The sequence below is a fragment of the Pseudomonas spirodelae genome, from assembly GCF_034653255.1.
In the GTDB taxonomy this organism is placed as follows: Bacteria; Pseudomonadota; Gammaproteobacteria; order Pseudomonadales; family Pseudomonadaceae; genus Aquipseudomonas; species Aquipseudomonas spirodelae.
Genome location: NZ_JAYEET010000042.1, coordinates 1 through 21,143 on the forward strand (window position 1 = coordinate 1; position 21,143 = coordinate 21,143).

16 protein-coding genes, 1 rRNA gene and 1 pseudogene are annotated in these 21,143 nt (G+C 59.1%); 14 read left to right on the plus strand and 4 right to left on the minus strand.

Annotated elements, in window-relative coordinates; all coding sequences use genetic code 11:
* Positions 1 to 71: 71 nt before the first annotated feature.
* The 4 genes from rrf (at position 72) to SOP97_RS13765 (ending at position 3,897) form a co-directional block, all read left to right on the plus strand.
* Positions 72 to 187: ribosomal RNA gene (rrf, locus tag SOP97_RS13750) — 5S ribosomal RNA — on the plus strand.
* A 144-nt stretch (positions 188 to 331) separates the two neighbouring features.
* A complete protein-coding gene (locus SOP97_RS13755; RefSeq protein ID WP_322949579.1) occupies positions 332 to 991 on the plus strand; it encodes a paraquat-inducible protein A in 660 nt (219 codons plus the stop codon).
* On the plus strand, positions 978 to 1,601 hold the full coding sequence (locus tag SOP97_RS13760; RefSeq protein ID WP_322949581.1) for a paraquat-inducible protein A: 624 nt from the start codon (positions 978 to 980) through the stop codon (positions 1,599 to 1,601). Before SOP97_RS13755 ends, SOP97_RS13760 begins: the two co-directional genes overlap by 14 nt.
* The gene (locus tag SOP97_RS13765) at positions 1,594 to 3,897 is read left to right on the plus strand and encodes a PqiB family protein (RefSeq protein ID WP_322949582.1); all 2,304 of its coding nucleotides are present in this window, start codon (positions 1,594 to 1,596) and stop codon (positions 3,895 to 3,897) included. Before SOP97_RS13760 ends, SOP97_RS13765 begins: the two co-directional genes overlap by 8 nt.
* Before the next feature lie 129 nt (positions 3,898 to 4,026).
* Here the strand turns inward: SOP97_RS13765 and mksF are convergent, their stop codons facing one another.
* Genes mksF through mksB form a run of 3 tightly spaced genes read right to left on the minus strand, consistent with a single transcriptional unit; the run spans position 4,027 to position 8,800 of the window.
* Positions 4,027 to 6,861: an Mks condensin complex protein MksF gene (mksF, locus tag SOP97_RS13770; RefSeq protein WP_322949584.1), complete on the minus strand. Its 2,835-nt coding sequence runs from the start codon at positions 6,859 to 6,861 to the stop codon at positions 4,027 to 4,029.
* On the minus strand, positions 6,858 to 7,553 hold the full coding sequence (mksE, locus tag SOP97_RS13775; protein ID WP_322949586.1) for an Mks condensin complex protein MksE: 696 nt from the start codon (positions 7,551 to 7,553) through the stop codon (positions 6,858 to 6,860). The genes mksF and mksE overlap by 4 nt, the downstream gene beginning before the upstream one ends.
* On the minus strand, positions 7,550 to 8,800 hold the full coding sequence (gene mksB / locus SOP97_RS13780) for an Mks condensin complex protein MksB (RefSeq protein ID WP_322949588.1): 1,251 nt from the start codon (positions 8,798 to 8,800) through the stop codon (positions 7,550 to 7,552). The genes mksE and mksB overlap by 4 nt, the downstream gene beginning before the upstream one ends.
* A gap of 323 nt (positions 8,801 to 9,123) precedes the next feature.
* On the opposite strand from mksB, the gene SOP97_RS13785 reads away from it, so the two are divergent.
* The 8 genes from SOP97_RS13785 (at position 9,124) to SOP97_RS13820 (ending at position 18,528) form a co-directional block, all read left to right on the plus strand.
* Entirely contained in the window at positions 9,124 to 10,221 is a 1,098-nt protein-coding gene (locus tag SOP97_RS13785) for a carboxynorspermidine decarboxylase (RefSeq protein WP_322949589.1), read from the plus strand.
* Positions 10,222 to 10,290: 69 nt separating this feature from the next.
* Positions 10,291 to 11,535, plus strand: coding sequence for a saccharopine dehydrogenase family protein (locus tag SOP97_RS13790; protein ID WP_322949591.1), 1,245 nt, complete (start codon positions 10,291 to 10,293; stop codon positions 11,533 to 11,535).
* Positions 11,536 to 11,887: 352 nt separating this feature from the next.
* Positions 11,888 to 13,435: a 2-isopropylmalate synthase gene (locus SOP97_RS13795; protein WP_322949593.1), complete on the plus strand. Its 1,548-nt coding sequence runs from the start codon at positions 11,888 to 11,890 to the stop codon at positions 13,433 to 13,435.
* Positions 13,432 to 14,247 carry an energy transducer TonB gene (locus SOP97_RS13800; RefSeq protein WP_322949594.1) on the plus strand — a complete coding sequence of 272 codons (816 nt, stop codon included), beginning with the start codon at positions 13,432 to 13,434 and terminating at the stop codon, positions 14,245 to 14,247. The genes SOP97_RS13795 and SOP97_RS13800 overlap by 4 nt, the downstream gene beginning before the upstream one ends.
* Before the next feature lie 57 nt (positions 14,248 to 14,304).
* Complete coding sequence (rimI, locus tag SOP97_RS13805; protein WP_322949596.1) at positions 14,305 to 14,757, plus strand: ribosomal protein S18-alanine N-acetyltransferase; 453 nt, start codon at positions 14,305 to 14,307, stop codon at positions 14,755 to 14,757.
* A gap of 215 nt (positions 14,758 to 14,972) precedes the next feature.
* Positions 14,973 to 16,883: a bifunctional metallophosphatase/5'-nucleotidase gene (locus SOP97_RS13810; protein WP_322949598.1), complete on the plus strand. Its 1,911-nt coding sequence runs from the start codon at positions 14,973 to 14,975 to the stop codon at positions 16,881 to 16,883.
* Between the two features lie 88 nt (positions 16,884 to 16,971).
* The gene (can, locus tag SOP97_RS13815) at positions 16,972 to 17,616 is read left to right on the plus strand and encodes a carbonate dehydratase (protein ID WP_322949600.1); all 645 of its coding nucleotides are present in this window, start codon (positions 16,972 to 16,974) and stop codon (positions 17,614 to 17,616) included.
* Positions 17,617 to 17,619: 3 nt separating this feature from the next.
* Positions 17,620 to 18,528 carry a DMT family transporter gene (locus SOP97_RS13820; RefSeq protein WP_322949602.1) on the plus strand — a complete coding sequence of 303 codons (909 nt, stop codon included), beginning with the start codon at positions 17,620 to 17,622 and terminating at the stop codon, positions 18,526 to 18,528.
* Positions 18,529 to 18,674: 146 nt separating this feature from the next.
* On the opposite strand, the gene yecR is transcribed toward SOP97_RS13820, so the two are convergent.
* Positions 18,675 to 19,175, minus strand: a complete 501-nt coding sequence (yecR, locus tag SOP97_RS13825) for a YecR family lipoprotein (RefSeq protein ID WP_274089428.1) — start codon at positions 19,173 to 19,175, stop codon at positions 18,675 to 18,677.
* A gap of 255 nt (positions 19,176 to 19,430) precedes the next feature.
* On the opposite strand from yecR, the pseudogene SOP97_RS13830 reads away from it, so the two are divergent.
* Positions 19,431 to 20,420 (plus strand): annotated as a pseudogene (locus tag SOP97_RS13830) (phage integrase).
* Positions 20,421 to 20,505: 85 nt separating this feature from the next.
* Positions 20,506 to 20,937 (plus strand): hypothetical protein, encoded by a 432-nt coding sequence (locus SOP97_RS13835; protein WP_274089427.1) that lies wholly within the window; start codon positions 20,506 to 20,508, stop codon positions 20,935 to 20,937.
* Positions 20,938 to 21,143 lie beyond the last annotated feature (206 nt).

A 21,143-nucleotide genomic window follows, 5' to 3' on the forward strand; every position in this document is an offset into this window, starting at 1 on the left:
CTACAAACCACATCACATACCCAATTCGAGGTAGCGAGCCGCGCAAGCAGCACGACATCTCAGCTGAATCGCTTGACGACCATAGAGCATTGGAACCACCTGATCCCATCCCGAACTCAGTAGTGAAACGATGCATCGCCGATGGTAGTGTGGGGTCTCCCCATGTGAGAGTAGGTCATCGTCAAGCACCTACACCAAAACCCCCGATCAGGAAACTGGTCGGGGGTTTTACTTTGGGCACAGAAAGTTAAGCCGCGCGACCAAGCCTTGATAGGCAACCAAACTGTGCGTAGCTTTGGTGCTTTAACGCACCTTCATCAGAGTTCTTTTCATGGCCGATCTGGCATCCTCTGAAATACTTTCCGGGCTTGAGCTTAATCAGCTTATTGCCTGCCATGAGTGCGATCTGTTGCAGCGTAGGCCCCAGGCTTGCGCTGGCGAGCGAGTTGAGTGTCCACGCTGTGGGTGTGAGTTGTATACCCAACGTACACAGGTTATACGCCGCAGCATGGCGTTGGTGATTGCGGCCTTACTGTTATATATCCCAGCTAATTTTTTGCCGATCATGCAACTCAACTTGTTGGGGCAGGCTTCGAATGACACGGTTTGGAGTGGCGTTCTCGGCCTTTATAACAACGGTATGCAAAGCGTTGCAGTGGTCGTGTTCCTATGCAGTATGGCCGTACCGCTGCTCAAGCTACTCTGTCAGTTTGTGGTGCTGTTGAGCATCCGCCTGGATATCGGGCGCAGCTATGGTTTATTGCTCTATCGCATTTATCACCATATGCGCGAGTGGGGCATGCTCGAGGTTTACCTGATGGGCATTCTGGTGGCCATTGTGAAGCTGGTCGATCTTGCTGAGCTAAGCATTGGTCTCGGGCTAATGTGTTTTGTGGCGTTGTTACTGGTTCAGGTCTGGCTTGAGGTGACCATGTCACCACATCAAATCTGGGACGCTCTATCAGGGGAGGATGCGCATGCGGGCGATTGATGCCGGTTTACTGACTTGCCACGAATGCCATCAGCTCAACCCAATACAGACTGAGCAAGGCAAACAGTTTTGCACGCGTTGTGGCGGGCTTGTGCATGCACGGCAACCCAATAGTTTGACGCGTACCTGGGCTTTGCTGCTGACAGCGGCGGTGCTGTATATCCCGGCTAATCTGCTGCCCATCATGACGGTCAATTCACTGGGCAAGGGGCAGTCCGATACGATCATGTCGGGTGTTATCGAATTGGTGAACTACGGCATGCTGCCCATTGCCGCGGTGGTCTTTGTCGCCAGCATTTTGGTGCCCACCTTCAAGTTGGTTGGGATCGCCTTGTTGCTGTATTCCGTGCAACGGCACCAACCGATGTCGCCGCGCCAGCGGGTGTTGATGTACCGGTTTATCGAGTGGATTGGACGCTGGTCGATGCTGGATATTTTCGTCATCGCGATTCTGGTGGCGCTGGTCAACTTTGGCAGCTTAGCCAGTATTGTCCCTGGCTATGGGGCCATGGCTTTTGCCAGTGTGGTGGTGCTGACTATGTTGGCCGCTTTAACTTTTGACCCCCGCTTGATTTGGGACAACACGGATCCGGATGACGACCATGAATGATTTGCCGTTGGCTAAGACACGCCCCGCTTCAAACTGGTCGGCTATTTGGGTGTTGCCGCTCATTGCGCTGCTGATTGGCGGCTGGCTGGGATGGCGCGCCTATAACGAAGCCGGTATCGAGATCCAGGTGATGTTCGACAGTGGTGACGGCATTCAGCCGGGCAAAACTGAGGTGATCTTCAAGGGCATGCCGATTGGTAAGGTCACGGCTTTGCAGTTGGAGGACAGCGGCGAGCAGCGTGGTGTGCGTGCGACCCTTGAAATGGACAAACGCGTTGAGCAGCACCTGCGTACCAATACCCGTTTCTGGTTGGTTAAACCGAGCGTTTCGTTGGCCGGTATCACCGGGCTGGAAACTCTGGTTTCGGGTAACTACATCACTGCCAGCCCCGGTGATGGTGAGCCTACGCGCGAATTCACTGCGCTGAGCGAGCCGCCGCCACTGGCTGACACAGTTCCGGGTTTGCACCTAACCCTCAAGGCCGACCGGCTTGGCTCGTTGAATAGGGACAGCCCGGTTTTCTACAAACAGATTCAGGTGGGGCGAGTAAAGAGTTATGCCCTGGTTGAAGACCAGAACCTTATCGAGGTGAAAATTTTCATCCAGCCAGAGTTTGCGCCTCTGGTGCGTAAACATACGCGCTTCTGGAATGCCAGCGGTGTATCCATCGACGCTGGCCTCTCAGGCATAAAAGTGCGCACGGAGTCGCTGGCAAGCATTGTTGCCGGGGGGATTGCCTTCGCCACTCCCGAGCATCGCAAGGACAGTCCGGCGACTGACCCAAGCCTGCCATTTCGTCTCTATGAAGATTTCGACAGTGCCCAGGCTGGCATTCGCGTATCGCTGAAACTGCATGAATTTGATGGTCTGGAGCCGGGGCGGACGCCTGTCATGTACAAGGGCATTCAGGTGGGTCACCTGAAGACCTTTAAGGTTGATGATGACCTCAGTGGTGCTCAGGTTGAGTTGATGCTCGACCCGCGCACCGAAGATTATCTGGTTGAGGGCACTGACTTCTGGATGGTCAAACCATCCATATCCCTGGCAGGCATTACCGGGCTCGAAGCGCTCGTCAAAGGCAATTACATTGCAATTCGCCCGGGTGAGCAGGGCGCAGCGCCGCAGCGTGACTTTGTCGCCAGGGCTAAGGCTCCGCCCCTCGATCTGGCATCTCCTGGCTTGCATTTGGTGCTGTTTAGCGACGTGCGCGGTTCTTTGGAGGTTGGTAGCCCGATCTTGTTCAAGCAACTTAAAGTTGGCTCAGTGCAGAGTTACCAACTGTCACGGGATAACAAGCAAGTGGCGTTTGGCGTACACATTGAACCTGACTATGCGCACCTAGTTAACAGCAGCACGCGTTTCTGGAATGCCAGTGGTATTACCTTGAAAGGCGGGCTGTCCGGTGTCGAGGTCAAGAGTGAATCGTTGCAGACGTTGCTCGCCGGCGGCATTGCGTTTGAAACACCCAATCCGCAGGCCGCGAAAAGTAGCAAGCGGATACAGCGTTTCGCCCTGTATAGCAGCCAGGACACCGCCCTTGAGAAAGGTGTCGCCTTGACCATACGAGTCCCCCGGGGTGACGGCCTGAGTGAGGGCTCGGCGATTCGTTACAAGGGACTTGATGTTGGCAAGGTCGAGCGCATTGAGCTGACGGATGATTTGCAGGCTGTGATTCTGCATGCCCGTGTAACCCAGGCCACTAAACAGATTGCCCGTGCAGGCACACAGTTCTGGGTAGTCAAACCGGAGGTCAGTCTGACCCGTGCGGCTAACCTGGAAACCCTGGTCAGCGGGCAATACCTAGAGGTGCGTCCAGCGAATAAAAGCGGCGCGGTACAAACCAACTTCACTGCTGCTGAATCTGCCCCGACGCAGAACGCCCGTGAGCAGGGGTTACGGTTGGTGCTGAGTGCGGCGCGCCGAGGCTCGATCAAGCCGGGTGTGGTGGTCAGCTACCGTGAAGTGCCGGTGGGCAAAGTGACCCATTTCGAGCTGGGCCCCACATCGGATAGGGTGCTGATCCATATTTTGATCGAGCCACGTTATGCGCCTTTGGTGCGCAGCGCGAGCCGCTTCTGGAACGCCAGCGGCATTGGTGTTGATGCTGGATTGTTTAGCGGTGTGAAAGTGCGTACTGAGTCCCTGGAGGCTTTGCTGGAAGGCGGTATCGCCTTCGCTTCGCCGGATAACCCGCAGATGGGTGGCCCAGCGCGGCCAGGGCAGACCTTTGCCCTGCACGATGAGGTGAACGAGGAGTGGTTACGCTGGGCGCCAAAGATTGCGCTGGAGCAATAATCGACAAGGGCCGCAATAGCGGCCCTTGTAGTTTTTGGCTGTGCTGACGTGCATCCGCTTGTTGGGTTACGCGGCGGCCGGATGCTTCGTTGTATCGACGATACGTGCCTGCGCCGCTAACCCTACACCTTATGCCAGTTCGGCGGTTACGCTCGTCGGTTCGACGTTGGCCTTGTCGCTGTCTCGACGCTGGATATATTTCCAATCCGCTTCATCGATATAGATGCCATTCGGTCCGCTGCCACCTTCCAGGTCGATGGCCACATGGGCCGATACCTGCGGCTTGACCGAGGCCAGAATCGGCACGAAGCCTAGTTGCAAGCTGGTTTCGATTAGCGCCTGCTGGTTCTTCTCATCGATATCCGCCGCCTCATCCAGGTAGTACGGCAAACGCACCTTGCCGGCCTGGTCGCGATCCATCAGGTGCAGCAACAGGTACATGTTGGTCAGCGCCTTGATGGTCATGGTGGTGCCGTTGGAGGCCGCGCCATCGATATCGGTGTGGATAACCGGCTGGCCATGCACCTTGGTGATCTCGAAGGCCAGCTCGAACAGGTCCTTCAACCCCAACTGATTGTGGTTAGCAGCCACCAGGCGTGACAGATAGTCCTTGGCTTCTTCGTTCTTGCTGTCCTGATCGCTGCTTTGCTGCAGGTCGAACACCGAGAGCGTTTCGCCTTCTTCATACTGACCGGCGCTGTGGATGATCTGGTCGATATGCTTGAGTGCATCCTTGTTCGGCGCGAGGACGATGCGGAAGCTCTCTAGGTTGGAGACCTGACGTTTGTTGATCTCGCGGTTGAACAGTGCCAGCTGGTGTTCCAGGTTGTCGTAGTCGCTGCGGATGTTGCGCAGGGTACGGGCGATGTCGGTAACGGCCGCACGACGCGCCTTGGCCAGGGTGATGGCTTCGTCCTGGCGGTGGGCGTAGGCATTGACCAGCAGGTGCAGGCGGCGCTCGACATCGTCTTCGCTGTCGAACTTGGCCACGCCTTTCAGGCGTACTTGCGCGTAAAGCGCCTCGATCTGCCCGTCAACACGCTGTAGGCCTTGCCAGGCATCTTGGTAGTCATTGAGCAGCGGCAGCAGGTTGTCCAGGCTGTCGTCTACGGGGTCGGTAAACGGGGTGCCGAAGGGCAGGTCGGCCGGGAGCAGTTGGCGGCGGCGCAGGGCGTCTTCCAGGGTGCGTTCCTTGGCTTCCAGATCGGCAAGCTGGCGGCCGATCAGTTGCAGCTTGGCGGAGAGTTGTTGCACGCGCTCGGTAAAGGCATCCGAGGTGCGTTTGAGTTCGTCCTGGGCGGCTTCCAGCTGGGCCAGTTGCTCAAGTTTTTGCGGTTCTTCCACGGCCAGGGTCTGGCTTTTGCGGAAGTCTTCCAGGGCTTTCTGCGCGTCCAGCACCGCTTGATAGAACTGCTCGGCCTGGGCCTTGCTGGCGGCGCGGTCGGCTGCGACAGCCTGCTGGGTTTTCAGCTGTTTGTATTCGCGGTCGAGGCGGTCTTTCTGATCGCGCAGGGCGGCGCGGTCGGCTAGGGCTTGTAGGGCCGGCGGCTCGATAGACGACAGATCAATGCTCAGGCCCGGCACTTCGAAGTGCTCGCCTTTAAACCCGTCGAGAATCGTCTCCAGGGATTTCACCCAGGCGTCGCCCTCGGCAACCTGAATACCTTTCTCACCCAACGGCAGGCTGAACAGTTGGCCATTGAACAGGCGCATCAGGCGATCAACGTCCTGCTGGCTGAATTCTTCACGCAGGCGTGAGTAGCTGTTGTTGTCGGCGTGCTCGAGTTGCTGCTTGACCGATTTCAGGCGTTTTTCCAGATCACGCAAGCGCTCGTCCAGGTCCTCGGCGGAGAACTGCCGCGACTGCGCCAAGGCACCGGCGAGTTCGTCGTGGGCATCCTTGGCAACCAGCAACTGTTCTTCCAGCACCTTAGCGTCGGTGACCAGGGCGAAGCGGTTTTTCAGCACCGATAGCTCGCCGAGCCAGCGTTGGATTTCGCTGATTTCGCGCTCCATGCGCATCAGCTCCTGGGTGCCGCCACGTTGTTCCTGCTGCAGGCCGTCCTGCTCGCCGCGGTAATGCTCGGCCTGAATCACCAGCTCTTCGCGGCGTGCGCCGGCGTAGTCCTGCCAGGTGCCGAGCAGCGAGTCGAGCAGCGGCGAGATGCGGTGCAGTTTGCCGCGCAGCAGTTCGCGCTGGTTGACGCCTGCGGCCAGGGCTTCGATCAGTGGGCCGGCAGTGACCAGCGCTTGGTAGTCCTGCTCCATGCGGCGTACGTCACGGAAGGCTTCCTCGGTGGCGGCTATGTAGTCGACGCTGCCCGAGCGCAGGCTGTGCTCGAAGGCATCGAGGAACAGCTGCTTGAGCTTAGCGGCGGTGATCTCGCGCATATGCAGCAGGTTGATAAACAGCGCGCGGAAGGTCTTCAGGCTTTGCTCGCTGGTGGAGCGCAGCGGGATCAGGGTCAGATCCAGCGGAATCGAGGTATGCCCGCCGACTAGCAGGCGGCGCAGTTCATCAGGCTTGAGTTCGTAGGCTTTGATACCTTCGCGCTCGAGGTTGTTGAACAGCTCGCGTTGGCGCAGGCAGGTGCCGTTCTTCTGGTAGTGCTCAAGCTCAAGAGTGCCCTGATAGGCGAAGAACTGGTGACCGAAGCCGCCGCCTGGTCCGCGCCCGGCCACGCCGATTACATGGGAGCCATGGGGCAGAGCGACTTCGACGAGGATGTAGCTGGTGTCGCTGGCGAAGTAGAACTTGCGCGACTGTTCCAGGCTGTACTTGCCGAAGCTCATATCGGACATGCGCGCCAGAATCGGGAACTGCAGCGCGTTGATCGAGGCGGATTTACCCAGGTTGTTGGCGCCGTACACCGACAACGGGTGTTCCAGTGGGAACAGGCCGAGGCTGTAGCCAGCGGTATTCAATAGGGCGAAGCGGCGGATGCCGTAGCGTTCCTGGCTCATGCGTCGATCTCCTGGGCATCGCGTTCTTCGGCCATGGCGCGGGCCAGGGCGTCTTCTTCGGATTCGTCAGTCTCTGGTTCGGCGAGGCTGATTATTTCCTCTTCGACTTCCTCATCCAGCAGTACTGGCGTCGGCAGCGGCAGGCTGCTGTGCAGGGTGGCGGCCAGGTCGCGGTCTTGCTGCACCGAGAGGCACACATCGAGGAAACGGTGCATGGGCGCGAGGAAGCGGTAGATGCCGTTGTCTTCGCTGGCAAAGCCGAGCTGAGTCAGGCGGCGCATGATTTTTTCTTCCAGCTCTTCGACGCTGGTGACTTCGGCCTGGAGGAACAGGTCGCGGTATTTTTCCAGCAGTGCCGGCAATTCATCGCGGCCGAGGCTGCCGCCGTCGAGTACGGCCAGCGGGTCACGGCCTTGGTCAGCCAGGTGCTCGACCAAAATAAAGGTGAACAGCGCCAGGCGTTGGGCGGTCTTGTTGACCTGCGCGCCCATCTGCTCGGGCACGAAGTAATAGAAGCCACGGCTGTCGCAGGTCAGCTCATAGCCCAAAGCCTTAAACAGGGCACGGTAGGCATCCTGCTGGCCGGCCAGCTGGGTATACAGCTCCGGGTTGCTGCGGCTGATGTGGTAGCCCTTGAACAACTCGCGGAAGATCGGCGCGAGCTGGGTCAGTTCTTTCAGGTCGATATTCATGCGGTAGTGGTCCCGGCCGGCTTGATCAGGGCAAAGGAGCTCAGGCTGACCTGATGCTCGCGGGTGAGGTAGTCGCGGCGCTCAAGGCGTTCACGCTGGAAGCGGCTGTCGCGCGACAGGCGCGAGAACCAGTAGAGCAATTCGTCGGTGGCGCCTTCTGGCTCCTGCTCCAGCAGCCAGACCATCAGGTCCGGCAGCGGCAGGGCTTGCTCGCAGCGTTCGATCATTTCCCGTGCGGTACGCGGTGCGCGCGGGGATTCGCCTTTGCGACTGCTGTGCGCTTTGGGGAATTGCGCCGGCTTGGGCTCGAAGCGAGCCAGGGCGTAAACGTAAGCCTCAACCTGCGAGGCGGTGCCGAGAAAGGTGCTTTGCGGGCGACTGAACAGCGGCAAGGACGCCTGCGGTACGGCATCCAGACCCTTTTTACGGATTGCTGCCAGCGCCAGCGCCGCGCCACGGGTTACCGCGTTGTGCCGGCGCGCTTCTTCACGCAGTGGCAGCAGCAGTTCGCGGGCGCGGCGCAGGGTCAGTTGGGCGGTGGTTTGCATTTCCAGAATGCGTGCGTGGGTACGCAGCAGCAGGTCATCATCCACCAGTTGGCCGAGGCGCTGCTGTTCGCCAAGCAGGCGCAGCAGCACGTGCTCGACGCGATACACGCCTTGTTCAAAGGCACCGTCGGCGGCCACAAGCTGGATCATCGGTTCGACGTATTCGTCCCAGGTGGCCAGCACCTCGGCGTAACGCTGGCGCAGCGGAATCTGCCGGTCGCTGGTCTTGGCGCGTTCGGCCACGGCAACCAGGGCTTGCTCGTCATTGGCCAGCTTCTTTAGTACATCGCGTACGCGCATGTCGAGCAGGCGCAGTTGACGGGCCAAATCGGGGGCATCGCGGACTTCAAAGGCGTCTTTGATATAGCCGGCCAGGCGCTCCAAATGGCGCAGGTAAGCTTCGATCTCCAGGCACAGGCCCAGGCGATGCTCGCGGCGCAGGTAGGCGAGGAAGTCGTGGATCTGCGCGTTCAGCTCGAAGCGGTTGGGGCTTTTGGCCACCGGCACCAGGATATCCAGGCGAATCCATTGGTCGAGCAGGGCGGTGACATCGGTTGGCGTGCCTTCAGGCAGCTGGGTGCTGAGCTGCAGGCGCAGTTCCACCAGGCTCAGGGTGCCGGTATCGAAGCGCTCACAGAGCGGCTCGAGTAACGTCCAGTGTTCAGCAAGGGCGCGCAGTACGCGCTTGGGATCAATCATCGGGGCATCCGCTGCGTGGGCTTGGCGCGAAAAAGTTGCGATTGTACTGCATGCCATGGCCAAGTCTTGAGTGTCAGTTATCGGCTGCGCCCTAGCCGTTTGTCATGTCGCTGTCATCGCCCGCCGGCACCCTGTTTGCCGTGTGGGCGCCGCTGCATGCTCGGCGGGGATTATCGGCATGTGCCAATAGTGGACAGGTAATCGACGAAATACCCCCCTTGCTCTTTCGATATGCGCCGGTTGTCGGCACAATTCGCCCCCACTTTTTGGGGAGGGGTCAGCACTGCTGATTGCCTGCCTGCCGACCTTGCATAGGCATCGAGATGATCAAGACACCTTACTACCTCATCGACAAGCAAAAGCTGCTGGGTAATCTGGAAAAGATCGCCTATGTCCGTGAGCATTCAGGCGCCAAGGCGCTGCTGGCGCTCAAGTGCTTCGCCACCTGGTCGGTGTTCGACCTGATGCAGCAGTACATGGACGGCACCACCTCGTCGTCGCTGTACGAACTCAAGCTCGGCCGGCAGAAGTTCGCCGGTGAAACTCACGCTTACAGCGTGGCCTGGGCGGATGACGAAATCCCCGAGATGCTGGCCAATTGCGACAAGATCATCTTCAACTCCATCGGCCAGCTTGAGCGTTTTGCTGACGCGTCCGCCGGCAAGGTGCGTGGCCTGCGCGTCAATCCGCAGGTGAGCAGCTCGGATTACCTGCTGGCCGACCCGGCGCGACCATTCAGCCGTTTGGGCGAGTGGGACCCGGAAAAGATCGCCACAGTGATGGATAAAGTCAGTGGCTTTATGTTCCACAACAACTGTGAGAACGGCAGCTTCGAGCTGTTTGACCAGATGCTGACCACCATCGAGGAGCGCTTCGGTCACCTGCTGCAGCAGGTTGAGTGGGTCAGTCTCGGCGGCGGTATTCACTTCACCGGCGACGACTATCCGCTGGATCAGTTCTGTGCGCGGCTCAAGGCCTTCTCCGAGCGCTTCGGCGTGCAGGTGTATCTGGAGCCGGGCGAAGCAGCAATCACCCTGAGTTCCTCGCTGGAAGTCACGGTGCTCGACACCCTCTACAACGGCAAGCATCTGGCCGTAGTCGACAGCTCCATCGAAGCGCACATGCTCGATCTGTTGATCTACCGGCTCAACGCCAAGATGGAGCCCTGCAACGGCGAGTACACCTACATGGTGTGCGGCAAGTCGTGCCTGGCGGGCGACATCTTCGGTGAGTACCAATTCGATCGTCCGCTGACCATCGGCGATCGTCTGTCGTTTATCGACGCAGCGGGTTACACCATGGTTAAGAAAAACTGGTTTAACGGCCTGAAAATGCCGTCCATCGTGGTGAAGCAACTCGACGGCAGCGTCGAAGTGGTTCGCGAGTTTGGCTTTGATGATTATCTGTCCAGCCTATCTTGAGGCGCTCTGCGTGTTCACAAACCTGTGGGCAGGTTCTGCTAGCTAACACTTGAAGGAGAAATAAAGAAATTGAAAAAGAACGTTCTTATCATTGGTGCAGGAGGTGTCGCCAAGGTGGTGGCCCACAAGTGCGCGCAGCACAACGACGAACTCGGTCGGATTGCTATCGCGTCGCGCAACATCTCCAAATGCCAGGCCATCATCGACAGCGTAAAGGCTAAAGGCAGCTTGAAGCAGCCGGCCGAAATCCAGGCCTATGCCCTGAATGCGCTGGATATTGAAGCAACCAAAGCACTGATCCGCGAAACTGAATCGCAGATCGTCATCAACGTCGGCTCGGCCTTCCTTAATATGTCGGTGCTGCGCGCCTGCATCGATACCGGCGCCGCCTACCTCGACACCGCCATTCACGAAGAACCGGGCAAGGTCTGCGAAACGCCGCCTTGGTACGGTAACTATGAGTGGAAGCACCTGGCCGAATGCCAGGATAAAGGTGTGACTGCGATCCTCGGTGTCGGTTTCGACCCAGGCGTGGTGAATGCCTATGCTGCTCTGGCGCAGCAACAGTACTTCGACAGTATCGAGTCGATCGACATCCTCGACGTCAACGCCGGTTCGCACGGCAAGTACTTCGCCACCAATTTCGATCCGGAAATCAATTTCCGTGAATTCACCGGCCAAGTCTGGAGCTGGCAGAACAGCCAGTGGACCAGCAATAGCATGTTTGAAGTGAAACGCACTGACGATCTGCCGGTAGTCGGTGAACAGAATCTCTACCTGACCGGGCATGACGAAGTGCATTCCCTGTCCAAGCACCTGAACGTACCCAACGTGCGCTTCTGGATGAGCTTCGGTGAGCACTACATCAACGTGTTTACCGTACTTAACAGCCTGGGGCTGCTGTCTGAACAGCCGGTGAAAACCGCCGAAGGCCTGGATGTGGTGCCGTTGAAACTGGTCAAGGCCGTGCTGCCCGATCCATCCTCGCTGGCGCCGGGCTACAGCGGCAAGACCTGCATTGGCGACCTGGTCAAAGGCACCAAAGACGGCAAGCCGGCTGAGTTGTTTATCTACAACGTGGCTGACCACAAAGACGCCTATGTCGAGACCGACAGTCAGGGCATTTCCTACACCGCGGGTGTGCCACCGGTGGCCGCCGCGTTGCTGGTGGCCCGTGGTGACTGGGATGTGGCGCGCATGGCCAACGTTGAAGAACTGCCGGCCGAGCCGTTCCTCAAGCTGCTGGACGTGATGGGCCTGCCGACCCGGATTAAGGACGCCAACGGCGACCGCCCCTGGGATCAAGCCCTCTGATTGGCTGCGCGTCGGCGATACGGCGTTAAAAAACGGCGGGAAATGCTCATGTACAAAAGTACACTCCGCTTTCCCGCCGTTTTTTGCCTTGTCTCGCTCTAGCTCGCTTAATCAGACCGTAGGATGGGTTGAGCGAAGCGATACCCATCAGCGGTAAAGGCTCGATCCAAACAAAACGCCCGCCATTTTGGTGGGCGTTTTGCTTTCTAAGGTGTGGGAGGGGCTTTAGCCGCGACGCGGCCTTGATGTGCGCCGCGCTTCCCGCCCGCGGCGTTTCACGCGACAATCAACGCCTATCGACATGGGCCCCAGCGTCGGGCCTGTGCATCTGCGACTCCGTGAGGACACCAGCATGAGCAGCAACGACCGCGTCATTATTTTCGACACCACCCTGCGTGACGGCGAGCAAAGCCCTGGCGCATCCATGACCGGTGAGGAAAAGCTGCGCATCGCCAAGGCCCTGGAGCGCTTGCGCGTCGATGTAATCGAGGCTGGCTTTGCCATCGCCAGCCCCGGTGACTTTGCCGCGGTCAAGGCGATTGCCGAGAGCATCAAGGACAGCACCGTGTGCAGCCTGTCCCGCGCCTTGGATGCAGACATCGACCGCGCCGCCGAAGCGCTCAAGGGTGCCAACAGCGGGCGTATCCACACCTTTATCGCCACCAGCCCGATCCATATGCAGCACAAGCTGCGCATGCAGCCCGACCAGGTGGTAGAGCAGGCCGTGCATGCGATCAAGCGCGCGCGTAACCTGTGCAGTGATGTCGAGTTCTCTTGCGAAGACGCCGGTCGCTCGGAAATCGATTTCCTCTGCCGCATCATCGAGGCGGCCATCGATGCCGGCGCACGGACGATCAACATTCCCGACACGGTTGGCTATGCGATTCCGCACCAGTACGCCGATACTATTCGCCAGTTGCTCAACCGCGTGCCGAACGCCGACAAGGCAGTGTTCTCCGTGCATTGCCACAACGACCTGGGCCTGGCAGTCGCCAACTCCCTGGCTGCCGTGGTCGCGGGTGCGCGTCAGGTCGAGTGCACCATCAATGGCTTGGGCGAGCGCGCTGGTAACGCCGCGCTGGAAGAGATCGTTATGGCGATCAAAACCCGCGAAGACCTGCTCGGCGTGCATACGCGCATCGACACGCCGCACATCCTCAGCACCTCGCGTATGGTTTCCGGTATCACCGGTTTTCCGGTGCAGCCGAACAAGGCCATCGTCGGCGCCAACGCCTTCGCACACGAGTCGGGTATTCATCAGGACGGCGTGCTCAAGCACCGCGAAACCTACGAGATCATGTCCGCGCAGTCAGTCGGCTGGCACACCAATAAGCTGTCGCTGGGCAAATTGAGCGGGCGTAATGCCTTCCGCTCGCGCCTGGATGAGCTAGGTATCGTCCTGGCGGGTGAAGCCGAGCTGAATGCTGCCTTTGCCCGCTTCAAGGACCTGGCCGACAAGAAACACGAAATTTTCGACGAAGACCTGCAGGCGCTGGTCTCCGACACCCTGGCCGAAGAAGCGCCGGAGCATTTCAAGCTGATCACCTTGGACGTGGCCAGCAGAACTGGTGAAGTGCCGCAGGCCCAGGTGGTGGTCAGCGTTGAGGGTGCCGAGCACAACGCCAGCGCTCAGGGCTCGGGGCCGGTGGATGCAATCTTCAAAGCCATTGAGTCGGTCGCCAGCTCTGACGCCAACCTGCAGCTGTATTCGGTCAACGCCATCACCCAGGGTACCGACTCGCAAGGCGAGGTAACCGTGCGCCTGGAGAAGGGCGGCCGCATCGTCAACGGCAATGGCGCCGACACCGATATTCTGGTGGCCTCGGCCAAGGCCTATATCAATGCATTGAACCTGATGCAGGCCGGGCAAAAAGCCCACCCACAGGCGGCTGACGTTTGATCACAGAGCTGCGTCGTCGTGCCTACCTGAGCGCCATGCAGGTGGTCAGCTGGCTGCCGCGTGTGGAGCTGCCGTTTGCTGCGCCCTCGCGGCCGGAGCTGCTGCAAGCGCAGGCTGCGCCTGAACTTGAGCCACCCGCGCTGGCCGCGCCAGTAGAGCGTCAGCCGGTGGCTGAAGCAGCACCGGCTTATGTGCCGCCGGCCGCCGAAGAGCTGGCAGTTGTGCGGGCGAAAATTGAAGTGCCACGGCCAACTGTTGTGGCGCGTCAGGCCGTAGCCCCGGTTGTTGAGGGCGAGTCTGAGAGTGCTGAGCCAAAGCCTGCCCCTGTTACGCCGCCACGTTTTGCCCTGCAACTGTTACGTGCCGGTGCTTGTGCCGTGCTGGTCGAGCTGCCCACTGGCGAGCCACTACAAGGCCGTGATCCGGCGTATCTGCTGCTCAAGGATCTGCTGCGCGCCGCCGGCTTGCCGGACAGCCCGCAGTTGATTGGCGAGCCGGTGCGCTGGCCGCTGCTGGTGCGCGGGCAGATTGACCAAGGCCCAGGCGCTGCGCTGGAGTTTGTGCAGAGCTTTGTCGGCGCGCGCCTGGAAGAGCAGGAGCCGTGCAGCTGCCTGTGGCTGGTCGGTTTGCCGGCCATTCGCTTTGCCGGTGAGGCGGATGCCGATGCATACAACCGCGAGTTGCAGGTTGAAGGGCTTGGCGCAGCCTGGGCATTGCCAGGTCTGGAGTTGCTGATGGATGAGCCCGCGCGCAAGCGTGAGCTTTGGCAGGCCATGCGCCGCGTGCGCCAGCGCTGGTTGGCTGCTACGTGAATACATCTTTTCCCGGCCTGTGTGCCGCGGTTCCTAATGCTTGCCGAGTCAACCTGAATGAGTGATGCAATCAGCTTCCGCCCGATGACCGCGGCGGATATCGATGCGGTGCTGAAAATCGAATACGCCGCCTTTAGCCACCCCTGGACGCGCGGCATCTTTACCGACAGCCTGACGTCCTATAACTGCTGGGTGATGTTTGAGGGCGAGCAGCAAGTCGGTCACGGTGTTATCCAGATCATCCTGGATGAGGCGCACCTGCTCAATATCACCGTCAAGGCGGAAAGCCAGGGCCGTGGCATGGGCCTTAAGTTGCTTGAACACCTGATGCAGCAAGCCCAGGCGCAGGGCGCCAATGACTGTTTCCTTGAAGTACGCGCGAGCAATCAGGCGGCTTATCGCCTCTACGAACGCTACGGGTTTAACGAAGTCGGTAGGCGCCGTGATTACTACCCGGCCGTTGGTGGCCGTGAAGATGCCTTGGTGATGGTGTGCCCGCTGTTCGACTAGCGCCGCATCACCCTTGAGGTCTCGACTCTGTGGGAGCGGCTTTAGCCGCGAATGGCGTTGAACGGTTTAGCCTGTCGTGCCCCTCGCGCCAGGCGCTGACACAATTGGCTACCGCGCGCGGCGTGATCCGCCGCTGACCTTACGCAGGGCTTGTCGCATACTGATGCGCTGCCCTCAGCGGCCGCTGTGTCCGGCCCACTGCCTAAGGATTTGTCATGCGCCTGTCTGCTGCGTTGCTCGCGGTGTCTTGTCTATTTGCCGCCGCTCAGGCCTCCAGCGCCGAGCGCAGTTTTACCATCCTGCACACCAACGATTGGCAGTCGCGCCTGCTCGGCTTCGGCCCCAATAATGAGTACACCCCAGCCACCACCGGTGATGACGACACCGTCGGCGGGGTCGCGCGTCTGGCCACATTGCTGGAGCAGCGCCGCGCCGCGGCCGGTGAGCAGCCGGTGCTGCTGCTTGACGGTGGTGATTTCAGCATGGGCACGCTGTTTCACACAGTGACCCGCGAAACGGGCGGCGAGCTGCGCCTGATGACCGAGCTGGGCTACGACGCCGCGACCCTGGGCAACCACGAGTTCGATTTTCGCCCGGCCGGCTTGGCCGCGATGATCAGCGCAGCGTACAAGATCAAGGGCGATGCGCTGATGCCTTTGCTGTCGAGTAACCTCGGCTTTGACCCCGCGCGCAAGGAAGACGACAACCTACAGGCGCACGTTGAAGCTGGGCTCATTGCGCCGTACAAGTTGATCGACAAGGGCGGCATCCGCTTTGGTCTGTTCGGCCTGCTCGGTAACAACGCCGTAGCGGTCAGCCCGATGATCAAACCGGCGGTGTTTGCCGACCCGGTCGCGACCGCTCAGACCATGGTTGCCAAGCTGCGCGAGGAGGGCGCCGAGGTGGTGATTTTGCTCTCGCACATGGGCGTGGTGCAGCAGGAAGATGGCAGCTGGCGCGGTGAGGAGGTTGAGCTGGTCGAGCAGGTGCCTGGCATCGATATCGTGGTCGGCGGTCACTCGCACACGGCGTTGGCGCAACCTGTGCTGGTCAACGGGCGTACGCCAGTGATGCAGGCCGGCTCGGAGATTCAGCACCTGGGCGAGCTGCATATGCGTCTGCCGGCGGACGGCAAGCCGCAGGTTGTCGATTACCAGCTGCACCCAATCAACGACCAGATTGCCGGCAGCGCTACGATCACCGCCAAGATTGAGGATTTTAAACAGATCGTCAGCGCGCAGATGCTGGCCCCCAAGGGTTACACCTTCGATCAGCCGCTGGCCAAGGTCGATAAGACCCTGACCCGCGAGTACGACGACCCGATCCTCGGCAATCTGGTCACCGATGCCCTGCGCCATGCCACGGGCAGCGATGTGTCCTTCACCGGCAATGGCACCATCCGCGACAATTTGATTCAGGGCCGCGATGGCGTGCAATCGGTGTCTGACTTGTTTCGCATCGCCCCGCTGGGTGTGGGGGAGTTCGATGATGCGCCGGGTTATCCGCTGATCAAGGTGTATGTCAGCGGTCAGGAGATGAAAAGTCTGCTTGAGGTGTTGCTGCTGGCGTATCAAGTGCGTGCCAGTAAAAGCTATTACCCGCGGGTGTCGGGGCTGCGCTTTAGCTACAACCCCTGGCGCGTGCCGTTTGACCGGGTCAGCCGGATTGAACTGGGTGACCCGCTCAAGGGCTACACGCCATTGGATCTGGCCGATCAGCGGCTCTATAGCATTGGTGCGACCAGCTACGTGGGCAGCTTCACCTGGCTGGTCAGTGACTTGACCAAGGGCTTGCTCAGCGTGCAGCCCAAGAATGCTCAGGGGCAGCCGCTCGCCGCGCTCAAGGCAGCGATCATCGATGCTGACCCGCAGCAGCCCGGCGTGCAGGAGTACAAGGAGTGGCAGGGACTGCTCGACCATATTCGCAGCCTGCCTGACCTGGATGGCGACGGCTTGGCCGATATTCCGACTCAGGGCGCAGCAGCCGAGCCACGCATGCGGCGTGAGCCGAGCCTGCAGCCGGCTGATCTGTATCGCTATGCCGGAGCGCTGCAGTGGGGCGTGAGCCTGGTGATGCTGGCGGGCGTGCTGCTGATAATCTGGCTGCTGCGCCGCCGTCGAACCTGAGTCGGTCGGCTGTGACGGCAGGGCGCACATGCTTGTCAAAAGCCCGTGGCGCTCCTATGGTGCGCATCGACGAACCCGGGAATGAACCATGAGCGATCTACAGCACCTCTTCGATAACAACGCACGTTGGGCGGAGGCGATCAAAGAGGAAGACCCTGAGTTCTTTGAAAAGCTGGTCCAGCAACAGGTGCCGGAATACCTGTGGATCGGTTGTTCCGATGCGCGCGTGCCGGCCAACGAGATTGTCGGTTTACTACCGGGCGATCTGTTCGTGCACCGCAACGTGGCCAACGTGGTGCTGCACACCGACCTCAACTGTCTGTCGGTGATCCAGTACGCGGTGGATGTGCTCAAGGTCAAACATATCCTGGTCACCGGCCACTACGGTTGCGGCGGCGTGCGCGCCTCGATGCAGGACGGCCAGCTCGGCCTGATTGATGGTTGGCTGCGCAGCATTCGTGACCTGTACTACGAGCACCGCGAGCACCTGGCGCAATTGCCCAGCGAGGAAGAACAGGTCGACCGCCTATGCGAACTCAACGTGATTCAGCAGGTGGCCAACGTCAGCCATACCACTATCGTGCAGAACGCCTGGCACCGCGGTCAGTCGCTGTCGGTGCATGGCTGCATCTACGGCATCAAGGATGGCCGCTGGAAGAACCTTAATGTGGCAGTCAGCGGCATGGAGCAATTACCGCCGCAATACCGCCTGCGTCCGCTCGGGCAGCGTTAGGCTATGCAATCTTCCGTGCGTATAGCGCTGGCCGGTCTTGTGCTGGCAACCCTCTGCTGGTCTGGTAATGCGTTGGTGGCTAGGGCATTTGCCGGTGAGATCCCGCCGTTTGCCTTGTCTTTCTGGCGCTGGAGCCTGGCACTCGTGCTGTTGCTGCCTTTTGTAGCCAAGCCGCTGTGGTTACATCGCACTGAGCTGCGCGCGGCTGGTTGGCGCTTGTTGGTGCTCGCTGGCGTCGGTATCGCCGCCTACAACAGCCTGTTGTATGCTGCCGCGCAAACCACCGCTGCGATCAACATCACCTTGGTCAATACCTGTTTGCCGCTGATGACCTTTATTGGTGCCGGCCTACTCCTCGGCGAGTGGCCACATCGACGCGCTTGGTGGGGTATGGCGGTAGCCGCGTGCGGTTTGCTGGTGCTGATTAGCAAAGGCAGCTGGGCCAGCCTTAGCGGCCTGGCGTTCAATAAGGGCGATCTGATCATGCTGCTGGCGGTGGCCGATTGGGCGCTTTATTCATTGCTGTTGCGGCGCTGGGCTGCCCACCTGCTGCCGATTCCGCCGCTGGCCCTGCTCGGTGTGCTGATGCTGCTGGGCGTACCGTTGATTTTGCCGTTCTACCTGTATGAACTGGCCCAGGGTGCACACTTCAGCCTGACGGCGCATAACCTCGCCGCTATCGGCTACACCGCCGTCTTTGCCTCACTACTCGCCTACCTCGCCTGGAATCACGCTATTCGCGTTCTAGGCGCCGCTAAGGCTGCACTCTCAAACTACCTGATGCCGGTGTTCACCGCCGTACTGGGCTGGCTACTGTTGGGCGAAGGGCTGCAGAACTACCACTGGTTTGGCGCGGCGTTGATCTTTACAGGTTTGCTGTTGGGCACGCAGGGCCGAGCTAGCAGCTGTTAAACCAATCGATTTGCATGGCTGCTCCAGTTCGGCTATATCCGCATCTTCATCCACGTTGATGCGGATGCTTGGGCAGGGGTGAGGCTTTTTGACAAGAAGCCCATCGTTAACACCTCCGTGTGTACTGATTACCGGCAAGAGGGGGCTTACTGCCCCATGATCTGCCGGTACCGCTTCTGGTATTCCTCGTAAGACAGCCCTGACTCCAGCTTGAGTTGATTGAGCTGGATCTGTTGCCATTCGCCTTTGCTGAGACTGCCTGCCGCCGCTGGCGCTGCTGATAGTGGAGCGGCCGCCGGCTGGATCATTGGTGCTTCGCTGATGTTGCCGATGCACTGGTACTTGTGAACGATTTGGCCAGCAATGCAGGTGCCGTACCCATTGGTCTGGTGGCAGTTTTGCTGCCTGCCGCCGAAAGCCTCTGCATCGCTGTAGCCCCATACCCGGCACTTTGATTTGGCGATAGATTTGGCTTGAGCAATATCGATTACAGGCTGCTCGAACTGGGCAAAGTCATACGCCATGTCCACCGTGCCATCGGCCCGGCTTCCGTCAGTAGCATAGAAGTTCTTTTTAGTGGCGCAGCCTGTCATTGCGACAAAAGCGAGCATGATGGTTAGCGTTTTGATCGTGCGGGCGGCGCTCATGCCTACCTCCTTGTAGTGTTTTGTATGTGCTTACTGCGTTAGGCCGGCAACTCTTCCAGTAAATGCTAAGTGCCCGAGTAGATAACTACTGTCGCAGAATAATCCAGCAGCTTTGGCTGCGTCGTTGCAGGCGTGTGTCTGTTAGATCACTGCTTACTTGGCGCCCATTGGGGATGGCTATGGTATGGGATACTGCTGGCGCACTCCAGCCTTGCCGCTATATCAGGTAAGGAGGTCCGGTTGGGGCGGGACGGTATGACTGCACGCAAGGACGGTAAAACGTGGACAGCTGATTTTTACGAAAACGGTCGCGCTGGTCGCCGTGTGCGTAAGAAAGGCTTTCTGACCAAGGCTGCAGCCCAGCGCTATGAGTCGGACTACTTCGCCACCTACAACCATACTGGCCGACCGCTGGATGATCGCCTGTCTGATCTGGTTGATGTTTGGTATGACCTGCACGGCTGCTCGCTCAAGGATCATAAAGCCCGCTTGTCCCGCACCAAGGCGATTGTCGAGCGGCTGGGCAATCCGCAGGCGTCACAGTTCGAGTCGCTGGCCTGGGCGCGCTACCGGCAAGCTCGTCTAAAAGAAGCCTCACCGCACACCGTCAATCATGAGCAGCGTTATCTGTCCGCTGTGTTCTCTGAGCTGATCAGGCTGGGTGCTTGGAATGGTGTAAACCCGCTGGCCAAGATCCGTCAGATCAAGACCGACCAAACTGAGCTGACATTTCTCACCCTGTAGCAAATCAACCAGCTGCTCGATGAGTGCCGCAAGTCCAGCAACAACCACACATACCCGGTTGCCCTGATTTGCTTGGCCACTGGTGCGCGTTGGGATGAAGCCGAAAGCCTAGGTCGTGCTGCCATATTTGGCGGTAAGGCACATTTCCACCGGACTAAGAATCGCCAGTCCCGATCAGTGCCGATACCAAAGGAAGTGGAGGAGGCCGCGTTAAAGGTAGCCATGCCCGGAACCGGTAGGCTGTTCATATCCTGTAGGGCTGCTTTCCGTGGTGCCTATGAGCGCTGTGGCTTCGATACACCAGGGCAGCTAACCCACATCTTGCGTCACACCTTTGCCAGCCACTACATGATGGCCGGTGTCGACATTCTCAGCCTGCAACGCATCCTTGGGCGTTCCTCAATTACGATGACCATGCGCTATGCACATCTGTCACCGGATCATCTGGAATCAGCCCTAAGGCTTTCCCCGCTCCAGCAAAGTGGCCATGCAATTGCCTAGCTCCAGGTCGAGGGAGTCTCCGTTGTCATCCACTCAGCTAAGTCGCCATACTTCAGCTCCAACAGGATCAGGCTCAGGGCGCTCTATGGAAAGCAAGATACCCGTACCAACCGACAACATCTTTAAGTTCTATGCGCTTTTCGGGCTGCTACTTTTCGTCTTTGCGTGTGGTGCTCTGGTCTACGTTAATCAGTCAACCAACCAGCTGGTTTTCACATCAGTTGTGGAGCTTGAAACTTTAAAGGAGCAGAAAGCACCTAGCCCTTCTGTTAAGGCAAAGATCGCAATGCATGAGCGTTTGCTTGAGGTCGGCAAGAAGAATAGAGATATCTATTCAATTGTCCTTGGTGCTATTTCAGGCATCGGCTTTTGGCTGTCGCTATATGGTTTTTGGCAGTGGCATCGCCGAGTTCAGCCAGTAATAGATGAGGTGCAGCGATTACAGCTTGAGATTGCGAAGCTTCAGTTGGCGAAGCTGCAGGCCGAGCAGGCGAGGGACGGTGTAGGCGCGCTGTAGTCACTCGCGCGCACAAAAAAGGGCTTACCTTTCGGTAAACCCTTGTTTTGTTTGGTGGTACGCAGTCAATTGAACTGGATGGCTAAGTGCCTGATTTTATTGGATTTGATTGTTTCGTATTTTGTTAGGCATACACCAGGGCATACACGGTGCCGGCTGCTGGGGTGATTCTTGGCTGATTTCTGAACAGCAATTGCCTTGCCTCT

Bases quoted from the DNA above. Each gene is read 5' to 3' on its own strand.
- SOP97_RS13755 (WP_322949579.1), top strand. From the start codon at position 332: ATGGCCGATCTGGCATCCTCTGAAATACTTTCCGGGCTTGAGCTTAAT.
- SOP97_RS13760 (WP_322949581.1), top strand. From the start codon at position 978: ATGCGGGCGATTGATGCCGGTTTACTGACTTGCCACGAATGCCATCAG.
- SOP97_RS13765 (WP_322949582.1), top strand. From the start codon at position 1,594: ATGAATGATTTGCCGTTGGCTAAGACACGCCCCGCTTCAAACTGGTCG.
- mksF (WP_322949584.1), bottom strand. From the start codon at position 6,861: ATGAGCCAGGAACGCTACGGCATCCGCCGCTTCGCCCTATTGAATACC.
- mksE (WP_322949586.1), bottom strand. From the start codon at position 7,553: ATGAATATCGACCTGAAAGAACTGACCCAGCTCGCGCCGATCTTCCGC.
- mksB (WP_322949588.1), bottom strand. From the start codon at position 8,800: ATGATTGATCCCAAGCGCGTACTGCGCGCCCTTGCTGAACACTGGACG.
- SOP97_RS13785 (WP_322949589.1), top strand. From the start codon at position 9,124: ATGATCAAGACACCTTACTACCTCATCGACAAGCAAAAGCTGCTGGGT.
- SOP97_RS13795 (WP_322949593.1), top strand. From the start codon at position 11,888: ATGAGCAGCAACGACCGCGTCATTATTTTCGACACCACCCTGCGTGAC.
- rimI (WP_322949596.1), top strand. From the start codon at position 14,305: ATGAGTGATGCAATCAGCTTCCGCCCGATGACCGCGGCGGATATCGAT.
- SOP97_RS13810 (WP_322949598.1), top strand. From the start codon at position 14,973: ATGCGCCTGTCTGCTGCGTTGCTCGCGGTGTCTTGTCTATTTGCCGCC.
- can (WP_322949600.1), top strand. From the start codon at position 16,972: ATGAGCGATCTACAGCACCTCTTCGATAACAACGCACGTTGGGCGGAG.
- SOP97_RS13820 (WP_322949602.1), top strand. From the start codon at position 17,620: ATGCAATCTTCCGTGCGTATAGCGCTGGCCGGTCTTGTGCTGGCAACC.
- yecR (WP_274089428.1), bottom strand. From the start codon at position 19,175: ATGAGCGCCGCCCGCACGATCAAAACGCTAACCATCATGCTCGCTTTT.
- SOP97_RS13835 (WP_274089427.1), top strand. From the start codon at position 20,506: ATGGAAAGCAAGATACCCGTACCAACCGACAACATCTTTAAGTTCTAT.